The sequence below is a fragment of the Sorlinia euscelidii genome, assembly GCF_036452135.1.
Taxonomy (GTDB): Bacteria; Pseudomonadota; Alphaproteobacteria; order Acetobacterales; family Acetobacteraceae; genus Sorlinia; species Sorlinia euscelidii.
The window spans coordinates 299,804-316,695 of record NZ_JAWJZZ010000003.1 but is presented as its reverse complement, the minus strand read 5'-3'; the positions used below and the strand labels follow the sequence as shown (position 1 = coordinate 316,695).

The following is a 16,892-nucleotide window of genomic DNA, read 5'->3' as shown; positions in this document are numbered from 1 at the left end:
AGAATGAGGAAAACCCGCCTCCATCATCTCGCCATCGCCAGCGCGATTGATGAGGTTGAGCCGATGGATTCCGATGGCACGGATCGCCTTCGCGTAACTTACGAGTTTTTGCACGATCTTATGCGGCTGGACGATAATATGCGAGGCATTTCCGTAAGAACCCTCGCTAAAGCTTTGCAAAGACGGGATTGATGGCCGCGCGCCACCCTCCTTCAAAAGAGAGTTCTGATGTCATGCGCGATGCGACACTGACTTTACATCAATGGATGACCGGGCGGCCGGCACATGGCGAGGCGACTTCATGAATATAGGCCGTCAAACCTCTCCTTACCGGCGCCACCCGGATGACTGGTATGTCGAGCCACCCGGCGTCATCGAAGCCCTGCTGGAGGTCGAATCCCCTTTCATCGGGCGCGTCATGGATCCGTGTTGCGGCAGGGGCACCATCCCCCTCACTTATGCCGACACACCCCGCCACACGGCAAAAATGGTCACGAGCGATATCGTCAAAAGGTGGGATGACGTCCTCGAACTCGCACCCTACGCCACATCCTTGCCGCGGTGGCGTCCGGACAGCGTCATTACCAACCCACCATTTCGGGAGGCGCAAGCCTTCATCGAATGCGCGCTGGAAAACACGACAGACCGGGTTTGCGTGCTCCTGCCGCTTAATTTCCTCGGATCAGAAAAGCGCTACCTGTTTTTCAAGACCAGGCCCCTGGCGCGCATCTGGCACCTGGTGCCGCGCATTTCCATGCTGCCTGGCGACATGCCGCCACGCGGAAGCGGCATGACGGAATATGCGTGGTTCGTGTTTCAGCACGCCCATACCGGCTCATGCATTTTTCAGCACCTTCCGCACAAACGGGGTGCGCAAGCCCGTCGCGAAACCTCTCCCCTCTTTGAAGAGACCCACCATGACACATGATTTTCCATGGTTCGCCTTTTACCCACGTGACTTTCGGGACGGCACGACGCGCCTGACACTGGCGCAGATCGGGGCACTCATCTCACTCCTTAGTGAAGAGTGGATCAACGGGCCGCTTCCCGATAATGCGGATATACTCGCACGACTGCTGGGCATGGACCGAAAGTCGTTTCTGCGTGAAATTTGGCCCGGTTTGCGGGGCCATTTTGTAGCGGATGCGGAAGGCAATCTGGTCAATCGCCGCCTTGAGAACGAACGTGAAAAATCGGCGGATAAGAGCCAGAAACGGCGTGAGGCCGCGGGCAAGAGATGGCGTAAGGCTAAAACAAAAGAGGAACAAAATGACTGCATAACGGATGCAATTGCATCTGCGGAAGCAGAACACAGTACACAGTTCACAGAAGTACCATCTTCACTTCGTTCAGATGACGCGACGGCGCGTCGCCATTCGCCGCCTGTCATTGACGAGAAACCGCCTCCAGATCAGCGCCAGATTTTATTTCGAACAGGTCTCGACAATGTCTCGCGCCTCACGGGCAAGCCGCCACCGCAATGCCGACCCGTGATCGGACGATGGCTTAAGGCCTGCAAAGATGAGGCGCATCTCGTCAACAAGGTCATCGCGGAAGCGGTCGAGCAGCGACCGGCCGACCCCATCGCCTGGATTACCGCCTCTCTGCGTCATCGCATTCCTCCGCTGATTCAAGCTTCGGTGGCGAGGTTCGGATTGGATGAGGTTGATCTTGATGCACCTCTTCGCGTCTACCACGAGCAATGTCGGAGGGAGCAAGCATGTCTGCACTGACCGCCTGCGGGCATCCAACCTCGCGCGAAGCTGAAAAGGATGCGGCGCAGGCCCTTCGACGAAAACATATTTCCGCCTGGTTATGGCGCTTGTCACGCCTGACACGCTTCCCCAACAGCGACGAACCCACCCGCGCCGCCACCCTGGCCGATTTCGCCGAAGGGCTGACCCTGTCCGACCTGCCAATCGCGGCCTTCAGCAAAGCTTCTCTCTTCGCCGTGGCAGGGCGGCACGAATGGTTTCCCGCCTTTAAGCCGCTCCGTGACCAGGTTGGTGAGAATTGGCGCGGCGCGCAATATCTGCCCGGAGTTGAGAAATCGCGTGGCCGCGCCTACCGAACTTTGACGTCTGAGGAGAAAGCTTGGGTGGACGTCTGGGAACGCAATGAGGCACGAGGGTGGCTGCATGACGACGAGCACGCCATCGATGCGCGATGCCAGGCACGCCGAAGGGGCCTGTGGATGAACCTCATGCAAGCTCGTTTCCCACGAGCTGCGGCGTTTGTCGCCCGAGTGAGTCGGGGGTGATGAGGTGAAGAGAGCGATCAGCGTTTGAGCCGCCGCCTTCAAATGACGGTTTTTTATCAAAGTTTAAGACATGAAAGGAAACCCGATAGTTATGCCGGACAATACTCAAACCTCCGAACCGAGGAGAGCACGTACTTCAAAGGTCGTGCTCAAATCAATCTTGATGACCAAATCGGATCTTTCTTTGTTATCAAACTTCGTAAATATCTCCTCACCATCGTCTACGGAGTTTGACAACGAGATTGAGGCTAAACCTGTTATCAAACCTCGTAGATATCTCTTCACCATCGTCTACGGAGTTTGACAACGAAACTGGAGCTAATCCTGTTATCAAACCTCGTAGATATCTCTTCACCATCGTCTACGGAGTTTGACAACGAGATTGAGGCCAAATCTGTTGTCAAACTTTCTAGATATAATATACGCTAACACTTACGGAGCTAGACGATGGGAAATCCTACCAGATGAGCGACAAAGCCTCCAACCTCTCCGACGCGGTGACATATCACTACGGCCGATTTCCTCCTGATTCTTTGGATTGGGAGAAACTTTTCAGGCCTATGGAAGAGGCTTCGAGGACTCTGGCAAGATACGATGCTAAGATGACAGGGATGGTCAATGCGGCCCTTTTAGTGGCCCCATTAAGAGCGCAAGACGCTGTTGCATCATCTAGAATGGAGGGAACAATCGCTACCATTGGGGAAATCTACCGCCTTCAAGCAGACGAAGACTCTGGAAGCCGGAACCCTTATAAAGAGGCGCGAAACGACACGATTGAGACATATCTTTATTCACGCGTCATGAACGAAGCGCAGGCTTTACTTTCTCAAGGATCCCCTCTTAACGAACATCTGGTGCGAACAGCGCATCAGCATTTACTTTCCTTCGGACGCGGAGCAGCGAAAAACCCCGGGAGCTACAAAACGGAGCAAAATTTCATCGGTTCTGAACGACGCGGCAAAATATCCTTCGTGCCCGCCCGGCCCGACTTCGTTGTGCCGGCAATGGGCGAACTGTTTAAGTATATCAATGACCCGACGATAAGCCCTATATTGCGCACGGCAATTGCTCATGTGGAATTCGAAGCCCTGCACCCGTTCCAAGATGGAAACGGCCGCATAGGACGCATGCTCATCACACTCATGCTGTGGAAACTTGGCGTCTTGGAGGAGCCTTACTTTTACGTCTCGGGCTACTTCGAAGACCACCGAGATGAATATATCGAAAAGATGCGCGCCGTGTCCAAGGACGGCGATTGGGAGGGATGGATCATTTTCTTCCTCGAAGCATTGCAAGAACAAGCTAAAGCCAATACCAAGACCGTCGATAGCATCTTCGAGTTATATAATCTGATGCGTAAAGCATTTAGAGAAGTCTTGAAGACGCAATACCACGACCAAGTTTTAGATTTCGTGTTCTCGAAGCCCTTTTTCTATAATAATACTTTTATCAAAACCTCTAAAATTCCAGCGGCGACGGCGCGGGTGATCTCTAAACGCTTGGCCGACGCGAATATCTTGCGGGTCGTGGCCGCCCCATCCGGACGGAGGGCCGCACTTTACGCGTTCGGACCTTTATTGGAAATATTGGAGACATGAACAAGGGAGGTTTCGTTTTTACCCTCTGCTTGAAGTTAACAGCGGTTTGACCTTAGCGTCAAATAATCTAACAGCACCGCATATTTGAGAGGCAAACCGTGCCCAAAACTGAAAGAAGCCGGAGCAGTTCGCGCCCACCCTCCGCAGCGCAACGCCCATTCGATGCCCCTACTCCCGAGCGCCTCCAGAAATCCGACTTCACGCGAGGCCACCCGCGTCGCGTGGTCACGATGCTGGATGCCCTGCTCAAAACTGGTGACATCTCGGACGACGCCTATTCCGCAGCGAGTCGGTGGCGACGGGATTACCTTTTTGCTCGCTTCGGCTACCAGGACTTTGACCGCCGCGACCAGCAAAGCGCCCACGTAAAACATGACGAAATCTCGTGGCGCATGACTCAGGCGGAGGTCTGGTGCCATCTCGCGGAAATTCGCGACGCCATCGGTTCGGACGCGCATCGTCGGCTCGAATGGGGTTTGATCGATGAGCTCACCTTCGTCCAAATGGCCGCACGCATTATGCCGCAACGCACAAAGGACGATGCGCGCAAGCGCGTCTCCGCCCAGTTCGCCATGACGCTGACCCGTCTGGATGAGGTCTATAAGGAGCGCCAACGCGCGAAGCAGCGAGACCGACAATTGAGCATCGGGAGAGAGTTGACGCCGGCCCGTCCTTGATTTAATTTTAAACAAAATGGGTTAACTCCGCCAAAATGAACTTCGAAGCCGCCGCTTAGGCGGCTTTTGTCGTTTCTAGGCCTTCCTTCCTCGCTATGAAGAGATCCTGTTGTGAAATGCCTACAGCCCCGTATCCCCGCGAGGACGACGGCGATCGCGCCGGTGTCGAAGAAAATAGCGGCCCCGATTTATCACTCGATGCGATGGCGCAGCCTGATGCGATATCTCTTCAGGATCCGCGGACGACGCTGTCAGCACTGTGGCCGGAGCGATGGCCGTATCTTCGGCGATCACATTATCGAGCTTCGCGATGGCGGCGCGGCGTTTGACGCCAATAACGTGCAGCTTTTGTGCGGATCCTGCCATACGAAGAAGACCGCAATGATGAAAGCCGCGCGAGCCGTTGCGCACCCTCCCTCCCCTACCCGCGGGGGGTCGTGAAAACTCGACGCGGTTTGAAGGGGCTGTCACCGCACAGGGTCTCACGCGCAAAAAATTTTTCCCGGAACAGAAAAAGCGCCGTTTTTGATCGACCTGATTGCGATGTCCAAATGGAGGAAAATCAAAGCCGCGTGGGAGGCTGAAACCGCGTCAAACCGCGCTTTAGCCAAGCAATTCGGCGTTTCCGAGGCCGCCATCCGGAAACGTGCCTCTTCGGAAAAGTGGGTGCGCAGGCGGTGCGCAGTTTTGACGCAAAAAGTGCGCACTGCGCACCCGATGCGCACCGATACTAAGACGGCAGAAAATCCTGCCGATCTCATCCCGGACCTAAAAGGCCTGACCCGGCGGATGATCGCAGAGTTGGGCGACGTCTCTGCGCATGAGAGCGAAATCGCCAACGCCATCACGCAGGAAACGAAAAACGACAAAAATGAAGCGCGGCGCAACGCCATGCTTAAAGCCATCAGTCTCTCCGCAAGGGTTCAGTCGCTCAAGGCGCTCACCCAAACGGCGATCATGCTGAAAACCGATGGCGTGGAAATGGGCAAAAAGGCGCAGAAAAAGCGTGGCGCGGCGCAGATTGCCGCAACCGGGCTTTTCGCACCGCTCCAGCCCCCCAATCTCAAAACAATGAATTAGCGTCATGGCCGCGCTTCAATACCGGACTGCCTGCCCCGATTGGGAGCGTCGCATCATTGCCGGTGAGAGCATTATCCCGGTCAGACCGCTTTTCCCGGAAGTTGCGGAAAGCGCACTGCAGGTCATGCGCAATCTGCAACTTGTCGATGTCACGGGCATGCCGAAAGTCGGCGAGATCTGCCGTCCCTGGATCATGGATTTCGCCGCCGCCTTGTTCGGGTCATACGACCCACAGACTGGCAAGCGCCTGATCAATGAGTATTTCATGCTGATCGCGAAGAAGAACGGCAAATCGACGCTGGCCTCCGCCATTATGCTCACCGCCTTGATCCTGAATTGGCGCGCTTCAGCGGAGTTCCTCATCCTCGCACCGACGAAAGAAGCCGCCGACAACGCCTTCCGGCCTGCGGAGGACATGGTTAGAGCCTCGGAAGAGCTGAGCACCCTCATGAAAGTTCAGAGCCATCCGCGTATCATTGAACATGGCACGACAGGGGCGACGCTCAAAGTCATTGCCGCGGATGGGCAGACCGTTGTTGGTAAGAAGGCCGGCGGCATTTTGGTCGATGAGTTATGGGAGTTCGGCAAGAAAAAGCAGGGTGAGACGCTCCTCATGGAAGCAACAGGCGGCATGGCGAGCCGTCCCGAGGGTTTTGTAATTTACCTCTCCACCCAATCTTCCGAGCCCCCTGCCGGCGTCTTTCGGTCCAAGCTCAATCTCGCGCGCAAAATCCGCGATGGCGTGGTGGAAAACCAATCTTTCCTTCCCGTCATCTATGAATTCCCCCGTCGCCTTATTGAGGCGGAGAAGCATCATGACCCGGCATTCTGGCATATTGCCAACCCAAATCTGGGCGCCTCGGTTGCCGAAGATTTCCTGAGAAGCCAGTATCAGCAGAAAAAGGAGGCGGGGCCAGGTGTTTTGACGGCCTGGATGGCCAAGCACCTTAATGTCGAAGTGGGTCTCGCCCAATATGACCAGGCATGGAGCGGCGCACGTTACTGGCAAAAACAGGGCGTAATTGATCTCACGCTTCCAGTCTTGCTGGAACGCGCCAGCCTGATCGTCATCGGCATTGATGGCGGGGGCAATGACGATTTCCTCTCCATGGCTGTCCTGGGTCGCGATAAATTAACCGATCGGTGGCTCCATTGGCAGAAATCATGGGTCTCGCGGGAGGTGCTCGAACTGCGCAAGGAAGATGCGCCACGCTATGTCGATTTCGAGATGGATGGCGATCTTGTCCTGGTCGATGACCGTCGCGACGACATAAAGGGCCTTTGCGATGTCACGATGGAGATTTTCCAATCGGGCAAATTGGCGTTGGTCGGGCTGGACCCGAACGGTGTCGCCGACATCGTCTTCGAGCTGGAGAAAGGCGGTATCCCTCATGCGATGATTCGTGGGGTGGCGCAGAGCTACGCAAACCTCAATGGCGCGACCAAGTCGCTGGAGCGCAAGCTCGCTGATGGCTCCCTCATCCATGGTGCCCGCCCGATCATGGCCTGGGCGGTCGGCAATGCCAAGGCGGAGTTGCGCGGCAATAACGTGGTCATTTCCAAGCAGATGGCAGGCGGCAAGAAAATCGATCCCCTCATGGCTTTGATTGATGCCGCGGCCTGCATGGCGGATCATCCTGAACTCTCATCTGGTGGCTCCATGCAGGACTTCCTCTCCACCGGAATTATCGCGGCATGAGTTTCACGGCGCGCCTTCGGAGCCTCGCTTACAAAGCGACTTTGGCAGCTTTTCAGTCGATCACCGGCGTTTCCCTGACGGACCTGCGCCTGGGCGCATTTCTGGCGGGCGGGCCCAGTTACACGGGTCAGGTGGTGACGGTGGACGCGGCGTTGCAGCTCGACACGGTCTGGGCATGTATCCGGCTGATTTCGGAAACGATCGCTTCCATGCCTCTTAAGCTTCACGCGCAGCAAGGTGACGGGCAATCCATCCTTGCACGGGATCACCCTCTTTACCGCGTGCTGGCCCGCGCGCCCAATGCGGATATGACGCCGATCGAATTCTGGTCCTGCATGGCGGCGTGCTGCCTCGCCTGGGGCAACGGTTTTGCTCAGGTGATGCGCCGCGGCGATGGGCAGATCGTCGCACTCAACCCGCTGCGCCCTGACCGCATGAGTGTCCAGCGCAACGCCTCAACGGGCGGGCTGACGTACATTTACAGTTATCAGGGCCAGACGCTGATCCTCGGGGAGGATGATATCTTCCACATTAAGGGGTTTTCGTTCGATGGGCTGATGGGGATTTCCCCGATCACCGCCGGACGTCAATCAATCGGCGCCGCAATCGCGGCAGAGGAATCCGCAGGCCGCATGTTCCGCAATGGGCTGCTTTCGCAAACCTATATTTCCGCGCCCGCCTACCTCTCCAGTGAGCAGAAGGAGCAGGCGCAGAAATTGCTTTCCGATTACACGGGCGCCATCAATGCGGGCAAGACACCCTTGCTTGAAGGCGGCTGGAAGATCGAGAGCGTTGGGCTGAACGCTGAAGACATGCAACTGCTTCAGACCCGGCAACTTGGCGTTGCAATGCTTTGCCGGTGGTTTGGCGTGCAACCTGTGATGATCGGCGCCATGGAGAAATCCACCGCCTGGGGAACAGGCCTGGAGCAGATGAATCTCTGGTTTCTTCAATATGGATTGATGCCTTGGCTGCAACGTATTGAGCAGGCCGTTGCACGGTGTCTGCTCCCGCCCGCAGAGCGCGATCACTATTTTGCCCGCTTCAACGTGGACGCGCTTTTGCGCGGTGATAGTACGGCCCGCGCGACTTACATGAAAACCGCCGTCAATAATGGTTGGATGACAGCCAATGAAGCGCGCGCAAATGATAATCTCCCGGCGATGGCGGGCGGCGACGTGCTGATGGTGCAGTCCCAAATGGTCCCCCTTACCGATATTGGGGGCGCCCACCGGTTGAACCATGTTCCCGAGCCAGGCCGTTCAAGCCAAAAAGAAGATGCAGAAATATGACGGAAAATCTCTATCTGACCGCCCCTTTCGAAATGAAATTCGCGCCGGATGCGCCGGATGGCAGTTTCGAAGGCTATGGCAGCGTTTTTGGCAATATCGACGCGCATGGAGATGAGGTGCTGCCAGGCGCCTTCCGCGATTCTCTTGCTGAGCGGAAGGCGCAGGGCCGCATGATTCCGATGCATGTCATGCACGGCATATTAGGCGGAGACGGCCTACCGGTTGGCGTATGGCATGAGGCATCCGAAGACTCCCGTGGCCTGCATCTTCGCGGGCGGCTTTCAGGCATGGATACGGATTATGGAAGGCGGCTCTACGGCCTTGTGAAAGATGGTGCTTTGAGCGGCTTATCCATCGGTTACTCATTGCGCAAAAATGGCTTCGTCTCGTGTCAGGATCCGAACGGCCCGCGCCGCCAGATCAGCGCCATCGACCTGCATGAGGTGAGCCTCGTGGATGACCCATCAAACGCCCTGGCCCGTGTCACGGAAATGCGTCGGCGACTTCTCCGAACGCCGGACGATGAAACCGAGATCATCGAAGAGATACGCGCGGCCTGCCAGGCACTGAAGCAGGCCGCCTCATACCGTCCCTTCAAAGATTTCCGCCTGCCTGATCTCGCCCGTCAGTCAACTCCAGACTGAAGGACTGTCCCTTTTTTACCGCAACTGACCACGGCGCTCTAAGCGCCTTTTTTTATGAGGATCATCCATGTCTGAGCAGGATTACAAACAGGCCGTCAAAGATCTGGAGGCGGCAACGGATGAGGTTAAGCGCTTCGCCGATACGGCCAAAATGGAATTGGGTAATCTGGGCAAAGTCTCGGATGAAACCAAGCAGCGCGCCGATAAAGCCCTGACAGAAATGCACAGCCTCTCCACCCGCGTAATGGATCTGGAGCAGAAAAATGCGCGGCGTGGGCAGCATGATCAGGGTCTCGCGCGGCGCTCCCTGGGTCAGATCGTCGTGGAGAGCGATGAAATCAAAACCCTTCTGAGTGAGGGTGAGCGCTTTCGTGGACGCGCCGCCGTTGAGGTCAAGGCCATTACCTCAGCAAGTTCGACCGGTAGCTCAGGCACGACGGGCCTCGTGGTAGCGGATCGCCGCCCCGATATCGTTCAGGCCGTGCCGAACCGGCTTTTAACCATACGCGACCTCCTGATGCCCGGCACGACATCTTCCAATGCGATTGACTATGTGCGGGAAACGCTCTTCGACATCAAAGCCGCGCCCGTTGAGGAAAACCCTTCCAAGATCAAGCCGCAATCGGAAATCACCTTTGAACTGGTAACGCAGGGCGTCAAAACGATTGCGCATTTCGTTGCCGCCTCCCGCCAGATCCTCGCCGACGCACCGATGCTGACCAGCTACATTGATGGCCGCCTGCGTTACGGCCTCGCGCTGGCGGAGGAGGAGCAACTCCTCAATGGCGATGGCACGGGCCAGAATCTCCATGGTTTAATGACCCAGGCAACGGAATATGTTGCGCCTGCAGGCGTCACCGTCAGAAATGAGACGATTATTGACCGCCTGCGCCTTGCCATGCTGCAGGCGACTTTAGCGCAATATCCCGCAACGGGGCATGTGCTGAATCCGACCGACTGGGCTTCGATCGAGCTCACCAAGGATGATTACAGCCGGTATATTTTCGCCAACCCAACCGGTCTCGCGGGACCGACACTCTGGGGCCTGCCAGTGGCGGAAAGTCTCAGTATGAAGGCCGGCACGTTCCTCACCGGCGCCTTTGCCTACGCTGCGCAGATCTTTGATCGTGAAACGGCCATCGTCGCGATCTCGACGGAAGACCGGGATAATTTCGTCAAAAATATGGTGACGATCCTGGCGGAAGAGCGCCTTGCCCTCGCCGTCTACCGTCCACAAGCCCTTATCAAAGGCCGTGTCGCAAGCGCGCCGCCATCGGTCAAGGCACCGCTCGATCCCAGCCGGAAAAAGAAAAACGATGATGGCAAGGATCCGGAAGAAGGCTGATGACACAAACGAGCTCCGGCGCGCATCTCCTCGCGCCCATGGGAGATCTGCGTATACAGCTCGCCATTAGCGGCGCCGACAAGACTGATGATGACGCTTTGGCAATGCTTTTGCGGGATGCGAGTGCGCGGGTGCGTAATTATGTCGGTCGCGCAGACTGGCTCACCGCTGAAGAGGACACCATCCCGGATGATGTGCGGAGCGCCACGCTGATCACTGCGCGTGCCTTGTTTTTCGATCTTCAGCGTGGCGACCCTGCGCTGCGGTCGGAAAGCGAGTCAGGCATTGGCGGATCGTCATGGGCGCCATTTGAAGGTGCCCTTCCGCATGAGGCCACGGCCATGCTGAATCGCTATCGCGCACCGGGCTTGTCATGATTGGCATCCAAAGAAGGCGACGGTTGATCAGGCGCCGCGGGCGGATCATGAGTTTGCGCCACGCCGCGCCGGAGAGCGCGATGGTCAAGATCATGGCCTATGCCGCACCTGTTTCCACGGCGTTTTTAACGGATGGGATGCCCCGACAGGCTTTCATCGCTGAGATTACGCATGACGAGCTCGCCCGGGCACCGTCTTACGGCAGACCCAGCGCAGGCGACGTCATTCTTGATGGGGACCGCCGATACACCCTCACTGACGCCTGCCCTGTCTATGACGGTCAGCAGATTGTGGGGTGGAAACTCATCGCGGCAGGCGGCACATGACGTCGCCAATCATCTGGCAGGACGCTTTTGACCGCGCGGCCGCCGCCTTGAAGAATGATGGCATCCCCGTGCTCGACATCTTCGCGCAACATGCGGATCTGAGCCGCCTTGAGTGCTTCGTCTTCTTCGAAATCGCCGCCGCGACGTCGGACAGAATGGCGGTAGGCGAAACGCTTTACGAAGAAGAAGGCGTCATCGGACTGACCCTGCACGTCATGCGCGGCACAGGCGCGATCGAAGCATTGTCGCTGCGACAGAAACTCTCCCGCGCCTTTCTCGGCCCGGCCTCTGACTGGCCGCCAGGCCTCCTTTATGACGGGCAGCAATTTGATGCGCCTGAGCAAAGCGCTGGCAACTGGACGCAATTTCCGCTCGGCATCGCCTACCGATTTCAAATCCTCTTACAGACGGGATAAAGCCATGACGTCATTCACCTTCGTGCCGCTCCTTGAGACCGGCATAAAAACCAATAAATTTGAGATGTTGGCGAAAGGTATCCAAGCGGCATCGACTTCTGCCGCCCTCGCAGAAGCCGCCGAAGCCGCGCCGGAGGGTCGGCGCGTCGGGGTGTTTCCCTATCAGACATTGACGGGCTGGCCGCAATCCCAGCCGGTTGACGTCGGAGAGACGGGAAAGAAATATAGTGCGCTCGCACAGATTGATGGCGTCAACGCGTATTTCACGCCCTTCAATCAAACGCCTGTTTCCATCCAGATCGACGCCGCGCAGATCGCCATGTCGCTGGGGCGGCTTTACGGCTTTCGCATTGGGCTGATCGCTTTCGTCGAGGACCCGCCGGAAACACCCCCGGAAGCTGTCAGATCTGAAAGCGTCAAATCATCCGCGAAGGGGAAATAATATGGCGATCACGGGACCCACCTCGGGTTACGCGGCTGGCGAGCAAACCAACCTCACGCACATTGAATATGCGCAGGAACTCAACTTCGCCACCAGCCCCAAAACCGGCTTCATGCGGCTGCGTCACGCCGGCGAAACTCTGGCAGTGCAGGACATGACCGCCACGCCGGATGAGATCAACGCTATACCGGAGGACGCTGAGACCATCCTCACCGGACGCAGTGTAAGCGGGTCTATTTCCGGGTTGCTGTCTTACAGCACTTACGATGATTTCATCGCCGCGGTGATGGGGATGGAGTGGGCGGACGGGATGGAATATGTCTGCTCTGACCCGGCGCATTGCCCGGCAATGTGGATGGATAATGGCGTTTTCCACCTCGAAACGTTTGAGGACAACCCGAAGCTCCTTGACTGGCCGGTCGCCGGGATGATGCGGCTCACAAATCCGCAAAATGTTTCGATAGATGTGCCCTTCATCAATCGCAGTCTTGACCCGTCAGATTCGCGTCGGGACATCGTCACTTACTCCAACATGGCGGGGCGGGCCATTTATGCGAAATTATTTGCAACAAGCGCGGTGACGGATCGGGTCATTATCCCTGAAGGATTCAAATTCACCCCTTTGGGCGCTTCCAATCACAAGGTTGGTAAAACCTTCACCTTCCGAAAAAGAGTTGCCGACCGATATCAAATTTTCACCGGAAATATGGTCTCGCAGATCCAGATCCACTTTCAGGCGCAGCAGACGCCGACGGTGCAAATGGACTTTATCGGTGCAAATCTCGTCCTCTCAAGCGCACCGGTCACAGACTCGGTATTGCCCGCCACCACGACGCGCATCATGGAGGCGGCGCGTTTCCGATCCTTTTCGATTGATGGCACGTCATATGATGGGATGGTTCAATCCGTGAACCTCACCCTTACCCGCAATGGCGCCGCGCAGGATCAGGCTCTTGGCAAGCTTGGCGCGGCGGGCATCCAGTTCGGCGCGTTCAAAGCGAGCCTGGAGGCGGAAGTCTACTTCCGCGATTACGCGGTGATTGATCTCTGGCAATCTGGCCGCAAAGTGCAAATCTCGTTCAGCATCGTTGATGACGCGGGCAAAGGATACGTCTTCACCTTGCTGAATGCGCAACTTTTCAACTTTACCGCGCCGATCGACCAGAAAAACAAAACGATGGTCCTGCGTCTGCCCTTCACCGGCAACCCCTATCCTGGTGGCGGAACACTCGCCGTGCGTCGGATCGGCTAACCGTCATCGCAACGCGCCCTTCAAAGATTGGAGAAAAACATGGTCACGATCAACACTCTCACCCGTGATACGCGCGCCATCAGTGATGGCGATTGGTTCGACAGCCTTGATTTCCTGAATGTGCGGATCAAGACCCGCGGTTATACGGATGATTATATTGACGCCCTCAATAAACGCACGCGCCGCGCCGCAGAACTGCACCGCTGCACCACGGACACGCTCCCCCAAAACGTCATGCGCAGCATTAATGCCGAACTTGTGGGCAAGCACCTCTTGCTGGATGTTGACGGCCTGACGGAAGAAGACGGCGTAACCAAGATTGACGTGGATAAATTCAGATCCCTGCTCGCCAGACCGGAATATAACCGTCTTCTGGCGCTCTGCTTTGAAGCCGCTGCTGCCATCACATTGAAGGCGGATGCGCAGCGCGCGGACGCTGTGGGAAACTGACTGCCGCCCTCTCCTGGCATCTTCAATGGGGTGATTATCTGGAAAGCCCGCTCCTGGAAGCGATCATGGCGGATAATCCGCGCGTCAATCCGAGGCCGGATTTCCTCTGGATTTGGGATGGGTGGCATCGCCTGGGGGCAGATCGGCCGCAATGTCCGTTTGGCTTCATCCATCCGATGGGCGGCGGCGTCATTTCAACGCGCCCAGGTGCGACACCTTGGATGATTGTGAGGCACTGGACGGCGTGTCATGGCTTTTCCGAAGCTGAATATCGGCTTTTCGATCACTGCATCACCGCGATGGACCGCGTCGCGCTGACTTATTGGGATCAGAAGCACAAAAGCGTCGGAACATCCTAATGATTAAGCTCTCATCAGCCCTTCAAAAAGATATCCAGCTTTTATCGGCGCATCGGCGCGATAGAGGGGATATCGGACGTGACATTGCGGCTTACTGCCGAGCAGATCGCGACAGCCTGATCGCCTCCGGACGGGCCTCCCGACATTTTGATCGGTTGGTTGATTGGAGCCTGTCTAAACCCGAGGAAGCGGTGGATCTTCAAAATGGACGAATCATTTACAGCTTCAGGCAGCTTGCCGACGCCGTACGTTGGGGTTTGGAGGAGCTGAAAAGGTGCTCTCCGCTCCATAGCGGCGCTTATCGGAAGAGTTGGACGCTCTATATTGATGGAACGCCATATGTCGGCAACATCGATGACATATCGGATGGCAGTGAGGTCTGGATCGTCAATACGATGCCTTATGCGCGGAAAATTGAGGTCGGGGGCCAGCGTGTGAGCATCCCGCCAAGAGTCACGGACCGCGTCGCACGGGCGGTGAAACGCCGTTTCGGCGGGGTGACGGTTTGGAGCGCATTTAAAGATATAAGCGACGGGACGGATGCACGCGGCGGGTACTTGCCTTACATTTTGAGGGGTAGGGGCGTGGCTTCAGGGATCACGTGGTCTCGCAAAACTGGCTGGACGCGCCTTCACCGCCCCTACCGCACCCGCCGCAAAGACCGACAGGCCGGCCAACCCATGCGTTACCCTGCGCTGGTGTTGGGGCGGAGGTTTTGAGATTCTCTGATTGCTGACATGAACGACTTTGTCACATGGTCGGCACGCTCGTGAATCGTGCAACATCCAATTTCTAAGCCCGAAACATCGTTGTTTCAATTGTTGCAAATATCAGTAGAAAGCGTCATTTGCTCCATTTACAAGGATATTCACAAAATGGTAAAGTAAACGAATGATACCATTTCGATATGTTGGCTCTGATCAAGGGCAACTAACCATTTCCGCTCCTGAGCTCTTCGGCCAAAACATTGAGCTGAGAGATTATTTTATGAACCCTGATTGGACCGAGATGGATCCGTTCGTGAGAATGCAAAGAACGAGCCTAGACGGACACGTCAATGTTGGCTTCAAGCCTCGGGGACCAATCCACATTGGGATTTTGGTCAGAAATGGATCTAGAGACGCCAGCGTTTTCGAAACAATCACCACATGCTGTGAAAATTCAGGTAGCCTTGTAAACATCAACGGGCATTATACTAGGATGCTCGACGGGAAAACATGCTTTTTCGAAAAGGCGCATATCCAGCGAAATCCAGATGAATGCGATGGTTATAAAGCCTTCAACTTGGTATGCACGCTCTTTTCACCACCTCATAGCTGACATCGAAGGCGAGGATTAAGTGCGGCTTGGCAGATAGTGCTTTACGCGGACAAACCGCGAGCGCGTGCGATTGTTGCAAGAGCCGAAAGAAGTAACGTCCCCTCATCATCTCGCTCCTCAATAGCCGCGTCGAGGTAAGCTGCAATATCCTCGTCACTCTCAAGATAATCAGCCGAGTCATACCGGCTCATTTTTTTTGATGCGTTACTCACAATTCCATCTCCCCTTTCAAGACGCGCCCTCCTTGGATTTCAATGACACCGACTGATCTCGCTAGGAAAAAAGTTACTGAAAGTGAGAACGTGGAAAACAAATTTTTTACGATTTTCTCAGAGAGAAGCTGGTTTCAATGCCTATATCTCTGAACAAGCTCAGCAACGATTTGAGACGTGGGTTTCCATCTTTGGACAACGCTTTGTAGATTGTAGAGCGTGCCAAATCCGTTTCTTTCGCCAATTCGTTGACTCCGCCCTTTCTAGCTCGCGCAATGATGGAAAGAGCGTTCGCAATCACGCTAGGATTTCCGGTTTCCCATGCCGCATTGAGAAAGTTTTCCTGCTCTTCGTCTGTCCGACAAAGGGAAGCAGGGTCGAGAGAAGTTGTTTTCACCTCGCTATGCATTTTCCTCATTCTCTAATGCTCCAATCATCCATTGTGCGTTTTTAATGTCTCTCTTTTGATTACGCTTCGAGCCGCCACAAAGAAGAATAATTACGGTTCGACCGCGCTGAACAAAATAAAGTCTGTAACCCGGGCCATAGTGAATACGAGCCTCAAAGAGGCCGTCTCCAAGCGACTTTACGTCGCCAAGTGAGCCGGCTGCCATGAGCAAGATACGTTGAGAAACGACCTGTTTAGTCTTGCGATCCTTCAGATCGTGTAGCCATTCTGCAAATGCCTCGGTCTGCCTAATCTCTCTCATCAGATGAGTCTACTATAATGGATCGGCGAGTGGAATGCATTTAAAAACAGAATCGTGATGCTGGATGACCCTTGACCACCTCCGCCGAGGTCGGAAGTCAATTTTCTCACCTCAGCCTTATGTCGAACGAATTCCTCGCGTTGGATGCAGCCCTAAAAAGGACTGACATCTCCTCATCTGATTATCAATTTTCGACTTCGTCGGCTTCCACGCCCTTTTGAACCAGCACCCTTATTGCTTCTGACCTTGAAGGGATTTCCGTCTGTCTGCGCCGCCATTGATCAACGCGCTCAAGAAAGCGTCTTGAAACCACAAGTTGTAATCTCTGATCTAGTTTATCGTTTTCCATAGGAGGACGATGGCAAGATCGTCGGCTTACATCAAGTGTGTAATTTACATGACATTGGAGAACTTTTGCCCGCTCCTATGGCAT

Annotated in this window: 23 protein-coding genes; 20 read left to right on the top strand and 3 right to left on the bottom strand. The window is 55.6% G+C overall.

Going from position 1 to position 16,892, the window contains the following annotated elements; genetic code table 11:
- The first annotated feature begins 3 nt into the window (after positions 1 to 3).
- The 20 genes from CGLAMM_RS07180 to CGLAMM_RS07085 all read left to right on the top strand — a co-directional run bounded on the left by CGLAMM_RS07180 (position 4) and on the right by CGLAMM_RS07085 (position 14,936).
- Entirely contained in the window at positions 4 to 192 is a 189-nt protein-coding gene (locus tag CGLAMM_RS07180) for a hypothetical protein (RefSeq protein ID WP_394819774.1), read from the top strand.
- Between the two features lie 109 nt (positions 193 to 301).
- Positions 302 to 928 (top strand): hypothetical protein, encoded by a 627-nt coding sequence (locus tag CGLAMM_RS07175; RefSeq protein ID WP_394819773.1) that lies wholly within the window; start codon positions 302 to 304, stop codon positions 926 to 928.
- A complete protein-coding gene (locus tag CGLAMM_RS07170; protein ID WP_394819772.1) occupies positions 918 to 1,733 on the top strand; it encodes a DUF1376 domain-containing protein in 816 nt (271 codons plus the stop codon). The genes CGLAMM_RS07175 and CGLAMM_RS07170 overlap by 11 nt, the downstream gene beginning before the upstream one ends.
- Positions 1,721 to 2,260: a hypothetical protein gene (locus CGLAMM_RS07165; RefSeq protein ID WP_394819771.1), complete on the top strand. Its 540-nt coding sequence runs from the start codon at positions 1,721 to 1,723 to the stop codon at positions 2,258 to 2,260. Before CGLAMM_RS07170 ends, CGLAMM_RS07165 begins: the two co-directional genes overlap by 13 nt.
- A 464-nt stretch (positions 2,261 to 2,724) precedes the next feature.
- Positions 2,725 to 3,858 carry a Fic family protein gene (locus CGLAMM_RS07160; RefSeq protein WP_394819770.1) on the top strand — a complete coding sequence of 378 codons (1,134 nt, stop codon included), beginning with the start codon at positions 2,725 to 2,727 and terminating at the stop codon, positions 3,856 to 3,858.
- Positions 3,859 to 3,956: 98 nt separating this feature from the next.
- The gene (locus tag CGLAMM_RS07155) at positions 3,957 to 4,535 is read left to right on the top strand and encodes a hypothetical protein (RefSeq protein WP_394819769.1); all 579 of its coding nucleotides are present in this window, start codon (positions 3,957 to 3,959) and stop codon (positions 4,533 to 4,535) included.
- Between the two features lie 198 nt (positions 4,536 to 4,733).
- Positions 4,734 to 4,976, top strand: a complete 243-nt coding sequence (locus tag CGLAMM_RS07150) for an HNH endonuclease (RefSeq protein WP_418115557.1) — start codon at positions 4,734 to 4,736, stop codon at positions 4,974 to 4,976.
- Between the two features lie 84 nt (positions 4,977 to 5,060).
- Positions 5,061 to 5,615 (top strand): hypothetical protein, encoded by a 555-nt coding sequence (locus CGLAMM_RS07145; RefSeq protein WP_394819768.1) that lies wholly within the window; start codon positions 5,061 to 5,063, stop codon positions 5,613 to 5,615.
- 4 nt (positions 5,616 to 5,619) lie between these two features.
- Positions 5,620 to 7,314 (top strand): terminase large subunit, encoded by a 1,695-nt coding sequence (locus tag CGLAMM_RS07140; protein WP_394819767.1) that lies wholly within the window; start codon positions 5,620 to 5,622, stop codon positions 7,312 to 7,314.
- On the top strand, positions 7,311 to 8,606 hold the full coding sequence (locus tag CGLAMM_RS07135; protein ID WP_394819766.1) for a phage portal protein: 1,296 nt from the start codon (positions 7,311 to 7,313) through the stop codon (positions 8,604 to 8,606). The genes CGLAMM_RS07140 and CGLAMM_RS07135 overlap by 4 nt, the downstream gene beginning before the upstream one ends.
- On the top strand, positions 8,603 to 9,250 hold the full coding sequence (locus CGLAMM_RS07130) for an HK97 family phage prohead protease (RefSeq protein ID WP_394819765.1): 648 nt from the start codon (positions 8,603 to 8,605) through the stop codon (positions 9,248 to 9,250). Before CGLAMM_RS07135 ends, CGLAMM_RS07130 begins: the two co-directional genes overlap by 4 nt.
- A gap of 67 nt (positions 9,251 to 9,317) precedes the next feature.
- Positions 9,318 to 10,595, top strand: a complete 1,278-nt coding sequence (locus tag CGLAMM_RS07125; RefSeq protein WP_394819764.1) for a phage major capsid protein — start codon at positions 9,318 to 9,320, stop codon at positions 10,593 to 10,595.
- Positions 10,595 to 10,972 carry a phage head-tail connector protein gene (locus CGLAMM_RS07120; protein WP_394819763.1) on the top strand — a complete coding sequence of 126 codons (378 nt, stop codon included), beginning with the start codon at positions 10,595 to 10,597 and terminating at the stop codon, positions 10,970 to 10,972. The genes CGLAMM_RS07125 and CGLAMM_RS07120 overlap by 1 nt, the downstream gene beginning before the upstream one ends.
- Positions 10,973 to 11,019: 47 nt before the next feature.
- A complete protein-coding gene (locus CGLAMM_RS07115; RefSeq protein WP_418115512.1) occupies positions 11,020 to 11,298 on the top strand; it encodes a hypothetical protein in 279 nt (92 codons plus the stop codon).
- Complete coding sequence (locus CGLAMM_RS07110; RefSeq protein ID WP_394819761.1) at positions 11,295 to 11,714, top strand: hypothetical protein; 420 nt, start codon at positions 11,295 to 11,297, stop codon at positions 11,712 to 11,714. The genes CGLAMM_RS07115 and CGLAMM_RS07110 overlap by 4 nt, the downstream gene beginning before the upstream one ends.
- A gap of 4 nt (positions 11,715 to 11,718) precedes the next feature.
- The gene (locus tag CGLAMM_RS07105; RefSeq protein WP_394819760.1) at positions 11,719 to 12,156 is read left to right on the top strand and encodes a hypothetical protein; all 438 of its coding nucleotides are present in this window, start codon (positions 11,719 to 11,721) and stop codon (positions 12,154 to 12,156) included.
- 1 nt (position 12,157) lies between these two features.
- A complete protein-coding gene (locus CGLAMM_RS07100; RefSeq protein WP_394819759.1) occupies positions 12,158 to 13,408 on the top strand; it encodes a phage tail tube protein in 1,251 nt (416 codons plus the stop codon).
- Positions 13,409 to 13,447: 39 nt separating this feature from the next.
- On the top strand, positions 13,448 to 13,858 hold the full coding sequence (locus CGLAMM_RS07095) for a hypothetical protein (protein WP_394819758.1): 411 nt from the start codon (positions 13,448 to 13,450) through the stop codon (positions 13,856 to 13,858).
- A gap of 65 nt (positions 13,859 to 13,923) precedes the next feature.
- Complete coding sequence (locus tag CGLAMM_RS07090; RefSeq protein ID WP_394819757.1) at positions 13,924 to 14,217, top strand: hypothetical protein; 294 nt, start codon at positions 13,924 to 13,926, stop codon at positions 14,215 to 14,217.
- Positions 14,217 to 14,936: a hypothetical protein gene (locus tag CGLAMM_RS07085; protein ID WP_394819756.1), complete on the top strand. Its 720-nt coding sequence runs from the start codon at positions 14,217 to 14,219 to the stop codon at positions 14,934 to 14,936. Before CGLAMM_RS07090 ends, CGLAMM_RS07085 begins: the two co-directional genes overlap by 1 nt.
- A 642-nt stretch (positions 14,937 to 15,578) precedes the next feature.
- On the opposite strand, the gene CGLAMM_RS07080 is transcribed toward CGLAMM_RS07085, so the two are convergent.
- The 3 genes from CGLAMM_RS07080 to CGLAMM_RS07070 all read right to left on the bottom strand — a co-directional run bounded on the left by CGLAMM_RS07080 (position 15,579) and on the right by CGLAMM_RS07070 (position 16,459).
- Complete coding sequence (locus CGLAMM_RS07080; protein WP_394819755.1) at positions 15,579 to 15,749, bottom strand: helix-turn-helix domain-containing transcriptional regulator; 171 nt, start codon at positions 15,747 to 15,749, stop codon at positions 15,579 to 15,581.
- A 106-nt stretch (positions 15,750 to 15,855) separates the two neighbouring features.
- Positions 15,856 to 16,167, bottom strand: a complete 312-nt coding sequence (locus CGLAMM_RS07075) for an addiction module antidote protein (protein WP_418115511.1) — start codon at positions 16,165 to 16,167, stop codon at positions 15,856 to 15,858.
- Positions 16,151 to 16,459 carry a type II toxin-antitoxin system RelE/ParE family toxin gene (locus tag CGLAMM_RS07070; RefSeq protein ID WP_394819753.1) on the bottom strand — a complete coding sequence of 103 codons (309 nt, stop codon included), beginning with the start codon at positions 16,457 to 16,459 and terminating at the stop codon, positions 16,151 to 16,153. The genes CGLAMM_RS07075 and CGLAMM_RS07070 overlap by 17 nt, the downstream gene beginning before the upstream one ends.
- Positions 16,460 to 16,892: the final 433 nt, after the last annotated feature.

Bases quoted from the DNA above. Each gene is read 5' to 3' on its own strand.
- CGLAMM_RS07180 (WP_394819774.1), top strand. From the start codon at position 4: ATGAGGAAAACCCGCCTCCATCATCTCGCCATCGCCAGCGCGATTGAT.
- CGLAMM_RS07175 (WP_394819773.1), top strand. From the start codon at position 302: ATGAATATAGGCCGTCAAACCTCTCCTTACCGGCGCCACCCGGATGAC.
- CGLAMM_RS07170 (WP_394819772.1), top strand. From the start codon at position 918: ATGACACATGATTTTCCATGGTTCGCCTTTTACCCACGTGACTTTCGG.
- CGLAMM_RS07165 (WP_394819771.1), top strand. From the start codon at position 1,721: ATGTCTGCACTGACCGCCTGCGGGCATCCAACCTCGCGCGAAGCTGAA.
- CGLAMM_RS07160 (WP_394819770.1), top strand. From the start codon at position 2,725: ATGAGCGACAAAGCCTCCAACCTCTCCGACGCGGTGACATATCACTAC.
- CGLAMM_RS07150 (WP_418115557.1), top strand. From the start codon at position 4,734: ATGCGATGGCGCAGCCTGATGCGATATCTCTTCAGGATCCGCGGACGA.
- CGLAMM_RS07140 (WP_394819767.1), top strand. From the start codon at position 5,620: ATGGCCGCGCTTCAATACCGGACTGCCTGCCCCGATTGGGAGCGTCGC.
- CGLAMM_RS07135 (WP_394819766.1), top strand. From the start codon at position 7,311: ATGAGTTTCACGGCGCGCCTTCGGAGCCTCGCTTACAAAGCGACTTTG.
- CGLAMM_RS07130 (WP_394819765.1), top strand. From the start codon at position 8,603: ATGACGGAAAATCTCTATCTGACCGCCCCTTTCGAAATGAAATTCGCG.
- CGLAMM_RS07125 (WP_394819764.1), top strand. From the start codon at position 9,318: ATGTCTGAGCAGGATTACAAACAGGCCGTCAAAGATCTGGAGGCGGCA.
- CGLAMM_RS07120 (WP_394819763.1), top strand. From the start codon at position 10,595: ATGACACAAACGAGCTCCGGCGCGCATCTCCTCGCGCCCATGGGAGAT.
- CGLAMM_RS07115 (WP_418115512.1), top strand. From the start codon at position 11,020: ATGAGTTTGCGCCACGCCGCGCCGGAGAGCGCGATGGTCAAGATCATG.
- CGLAMM_RS07110 (WP_394819761.1), top strand. From the start codon at position 11,295: ATGACGTCGCCAATCATCTGGCAGGACGCTTTTGACCGCGCGGCCGCC.
- CGLAMM_RS07105 (WP_394819760.1), top strand. From the start codon at position 11,719: ATGACGTCATTCACCTTCGTGCCGCTCCTTGAGACCGGCATAAAAACC.
- CGLAMM_RS07100 (WP_394819759.1), top strand. From the start codon at position 12,158: ATGGCGATCACGGGACCCACCTCGGGTTACGCGGCTGGCGAGCAAACC.
- CGLAMM_RS07095 (WP_394819758.1), top strand. From the start codon at position 13,448: ATGGTCACGATCAACACTCTCACCCGTGATACGCGCGCCATCAGTGAT.
- CGLAMM_RS07090 (WP_394819757.1), top strand. From the start codon at position 13,924: ATGGCGGATAATCCGCGCGTCAATCCGAGGCCGGATTTCCTCTGGATT.
- CGLAMM_RS07085 (WP_394819756.1), top strand. From the start codon at position 14,217: ATGATTAAGCTCTCATCAGCCCTTCAAAAAGATATCCAGCTTTTATCG.
- CGLAMM_RS07075 (WP_418115511.1), bottom strand. From the start codon at position 16,167: ATGAGGAAAATGCATAGCGAGGTGAAAACAACTTCTCTCGACCCTGCT.
- CGLAMM_RS07070 (WP_394819753.1), bottom strand. From the start codon at position 16,459: ATGAGAGAGATTAGGCAGACCGAGGCATTTGCAGAATGGCTACACGAT.